The organism is Roseiarcus sp. (assembly GCF_052145395.1).
In the GTDB taxonomy this organism is placed as follows: domain Bacteria; phylum Pseudomonadota; class Alphaproteobacteria; order Rhizobiales; family Beijerinckiaceae; genus Roseiarcus.
Window position 1 is genome coordinate 1 of record NZ_JBKQOT010000147.1, and the last position, 3,993, is coordinate 3,993.

Annotated in this window: 4 protein-coding genes; 2 read left to right on the forward strand and 2 right to left on the reverse strand. The window is 66.7% G+C overall.

Translation table 11 applies throughout. The features are described from left to right. Together cysC and ACLP25_RS05150 are read left to right on the forward strand one after the other, a co-directional pair. The coding region (cysC, locus tag ACLP25_RS05145) for an adenylyl-sulfate kinase (protein WP_442468152.1) at nucleotides 1-1,734 on the forward strand (1,734 nt) is incomplete at its 5' end. A gap of 36 nt (nucleotides 1,735-1,770) precedes the next feature. After that, nucleotides 1,771-2,391 (forward strand): glutathione S-transferase family protein, encoded by a 621-nt coding sequence (locus tag ACLP25_RS05150; RefSeq protein WP_442468153.1) that lies wholly within the window; start codon nucleotides 1,771-1,773, stop codon nucleotides 2,389-2,391. Between the two features lie 771 nt (nucleotides 2,392-3,162). Here ACLP25_RS05150 and ACLP25_RS05155 read toward each other — a convergent pair. Together ACLP25_RS05155 and ACLP25_RS05160 are read right to left on the reverse strand one after the other, a co-directional pair. Continuing rightward, the gene (locus tag ACLP25_RS05155) at nucleotides 3,163-3,786 is read right to left on the reverse strand and encodes a tetratricopeptide repeat protein (protein WP_442468155.1); all 624 of its coding nucleotides are present in this window, start codon (nucleotides 3,784-3,786) and stop codon (nucleotides 3,163-3,165) included. Next, nucleotides 3,726-3,993, reverse strand: a 268-nt coding sequence (locus ACLP25_RS05160; protein ID WP_442468156.1) for a tetratricopeptide repeat protein, incomplete at its 5' end; no start/stop codon positions are given. The genes ACLP25_RS05160 and ACLP25_RS05155, both read right to left, overlap by 61 nt.

Genomic DNA, 3,993 nt, shown 5'->3' on the forward strand with positions numbered 1-3,993 from the left:
CTCGAGCGCGACTCGAAGAAGTTCGGCACGACCGAAGATGACATCGACTTCGCCTTGCTCGTCGACGGGCTCGAGGCGGAGCGCGAGCAGGGCATCACCATCGACGTCGCCTATCGCTATTTCGCCACCCCGGCGCGCTCGTTCATCGTCGCCGACACGCCCGGGCACGAGCAATACACCCGCAACATGGCGACCGGCGCCTCCAACGCCGATCTCGCCGTCGTGCTCGTCGACGCGCGCAAGGGCCTGCTCACGCAGACGCACCGGCACTCGATCATCGCGTCCCTGCTCGGCGTCCGGCACATCGTGCTGGCGGTGAACAAGATCGACCTCGTCGGCTACGACGAGAAGACATTCCGGGACATCGTGATCGCCTATCGCAAGTTCGCCGAGCCGCTCGGCTTCCGCTCGCTGTTCGCGATTCCGCTCTCGGCCCGCTTCGGCGACAACGTCTCGTCGCGCAGTCCCCTCACGCCCTGGTTTCAGGGCGCGCATCTCTTGGAATATCTCGAGCGCGTCGAGGTCGAGGACGACCGCCGTTCCGCGCCTTTCCGACTTCCGGTGCAATGGATCAATCGTCCGCACCTCGACTTCCGCGGCGTGGCCGGCACGGTCGCGAGCGGCGGGCTCGCCAAGGGCGATCCGATCGTGGTCGCGGGCTCCGGCCGGCGGACGACCGTTGCCGGGATTCTCGTCGCCGACGAGGAGGCGGAAAGCGCCACGGCGGGCGACGCCGTCACGCTGACGCTGGCTGATGAGCTCGACATTGCCCGCGGCGACGTGCTGTCGCATCCGGACACCCGGCCCGACGTCGCCGACCAGTTCACCGCCAACGTGATCTGGATGAGCGCCGATCCGATGCTGCCGGGGCGGTCCTACCTGATGAAGGTCGGAACGCGAACGGTCCCCGCGTCCATCACCGAGCTCAAGCACCGGCTCGACGTCAACAATTTCGACAAGCTGGCCGCCAAGCGGCTCGATCTCAACGAAGTCGGGTTCTGCAATCTCGCGACCACGGCGCCGGTCGCTTACGACACATACGCCGACAATCGCGACACCGGCTCGTTCATTTTGATCGACCGGCTGACCAACGAGACCGCGGGCGCCGGCTTGATCGCCCATGGGCTGAGGCGCGCGACCAACGTCCATCGCCACGGCCTCTCGGTGACGCGCGAAGCGCATGCGAGACTGAAGCATCAGAAGCCTGCGATCCTGTGGTTCACGGGCCTCTCGGGCGCGGGCAAGTCGACGATCGCCAACCTCGTCGAGACGAAGCTGCACGCGAGGGGCGTGCACACGGCGCTGCTCGACGGCGACAACGTCCGCCACGGCCTCAACAAGGACCTCGGCTTCACCGCCGCCGACCGCGTCGAGAATATCCGGCGCGTGGGCGAGGTGGCGAAGCTCATGACCGACGTCGGCCTGATCGTGCTCTGCTCGTTCATTTCGCCCTTCCGCGCTGAGCGTCGGCTCGTGCGCGAGACGGCGGGGACAGGCGAGTTCATCGAGATCTTCGTCGACACGCCGCTCGAGACCGCAATCGCGCGCGATCCGAAGGGCCTCTACAAGAAGGCGCTCGCCGGCCAGATCAAGAACTTCACCGGCGTCGACCAGCCGTACGAGCGGCCGGAAGATCCGGAGCTGGTGCTGCGCTCGGGCGACGAAAACGCCGAAGCTTTGGCGGACCGGGTGATTGCGGAACTGGAAAAACGCGGCATGATCGCGCGTCTGTAACCGGCGGCTTCGCCACCCACTGCTGCGACGGCGATCATGCTGACACTCTTTCACGCCCCAAAGACCTGCGCGCTCGCCTCCCACATCGCGCTCGAAGAGGCCGGCGCAACTTACGAAGGCCGCCTGGTGGATTTCGGGTCGGCCGAGCAGACGAAGCCGGAATACCTCGCGATCAACCCGAAGGGGCGCGTGCCGGCGCTGGTGACGGACCGCGGCGTGCTGACCGAGACGCCGGCGATCCTCCCCTTCATCGCCCAGACGCACGCGGCCGCTCAGCTTGCGCCGCTCGACGACCCGTTCGCTTTCGCCGAACTCTTGGCCTTCGCGACCTACCTCTGTTCGACGGTTCATGTGGCGCACGCCCACCGCGTGCGCGGCTATCGCTGGGCCGACGACCCGGCGGCGATCGAAGCGATGAAGACAAAGGTCCCCGAGACGGTCGGCGCCTGTTTCGCGCTCATCGAGCAAAAAATGTTTCGCGGGCCGTGGGCGATGGGTGAACGCTACACGATCGCGGACCCCTATCTCTTCACCATCGCGTCCTGGCTCGAGGGCGACGGCGTCGACCCCGCCGCCTTCCCGCAAGTGTTCGACCACCGCCGCCGCATGGCCGAGCGCCCGGCGGTCAGACGGGCGCTGGCGATGGAAGGGGCCTGAGCCTGCCGATTTCGAGCCGGTTTTAAGCCTTTCCAAGGGCTTGCGGCGAGTTTTCCGATCCGTCGGAGCTCCCAAGGAGGGCGCCATTTTTCCTTCGGCCTCGTCCTGAGGAGCCCGCGAAGCGGGCGTCTCGAAGGACGTTTCAGTGCGATCTGGAGCGTCCTTCGAGACGCGCCGCATGCGGCGCCGCTCCTCAGGACGAGGGTAGATGATCCAGTGGTTGGGAACATACGCGCGCTCTGGAACGTCCTTCGACACCCCCGGATCAAGAGTCTGGGGGCCAGGACGAGGCGCGAAGGGGTGGCCACGCAGTTTTGATCCCCCTCCGACCGGGCCGGCCTGGGCGTCCCGGCCTCCGGCCTTTGCAGTTCTGGCAGCCGTCTCATGTTTTCAACCGGTTAGACGCGGAAAGGTGTCACGAAGTAGCTGCCTACCACCACCCGCCTCGTCCTGAGGAGCGGCGCCGTAGGCGACGCGTCTCGAAGGACGCTCCGGCGCGCACCGACGGCAGCGCCCACTGGATCGTCCTTCGAGACGCCCGCTTCGAGGGCTCCTCAGGACGAGGTCGTGGGGAAATCTGGCGACCTCCCTGGGAGTTGCGTCACGAATTCCATTTGTACAAATTGACAACGTATTTCTCATTCGGTGGCGCGTTTTCCTACACGAAAGCGCGCAGCCGTTCCGACCCTCAGGATTTAGAGACTATCACGGATTCTGATTATCAGGAAGATTTTGTCGACACGACCCGCGCAGGATTTTGGACACGCGCCTTCAGCCGCCGCCCGGATTGTCCAGCGCTGCGAGTTGCGCGTCAAACCAGGCGAGGTCCCGCTTCCATTCCGCCCAGTCCGGATGGCTTTGGACAAGCGACGCGAGGATGTCGCAGCCGGAGCGCAGCGCCCGACGGGCGCCGGCAACGTCGCCGCTCGTCGTCAGGGCGTTCGCGATCTTGGCGTGCGACACGGCGACATCGCGCCGCCAGCCCGCGTTGCCGGGGTCGGCGCGCGGCAGGTCCTCGGCAATCTTGAGACCGTCGCGAAAGGCTTTGAGCGCGCCGGCGAAGTCGCCCTGGGCGACCAGCACGTCGCCGACCCTGTCGTAGGACACCGACAAGTCGCGCCGCCAGCCCGCGTTGCCGGGGTCGGCGCGCGACAAGTCCTCGGCAATCGCCAGACCGTCGCGAAAGGCTTTCAGCGCCGCGGCGAGGTCGCCCTGGGCGACCAGCACGTCGCCGACCTTGTTGAACGACACCGATAGGTCGCGCCGCCAGCCCGCGTTGCCGGGGTCGGCGCGCGACAGGTCCTCGGCAATCTCCAGACCGTCGCGAAAGGCTTTCAGCGCCCCGGCGAGGTCGCCCTGGGCGACCAGCACGTCGCCAACCTTTTCGTAGGACACCGACAGGTCGCGTTGCCGGGGTCGGCGCGCGACAGCGCTTCGCGGATCGCCAGACCATCGCGAAAGGCTTTCAGCGCCCCGGCGAGGTCGCCCTGAGCGACCAGCACGTCGCCGATATTGTCGTAGCAGACCGACAGGTCGCGCCGCCAGCCCGCGTTGCCGGGGTCGGCGCGTGAAAGGTCCTCGAAGATGGCTTGCCCATCGCGA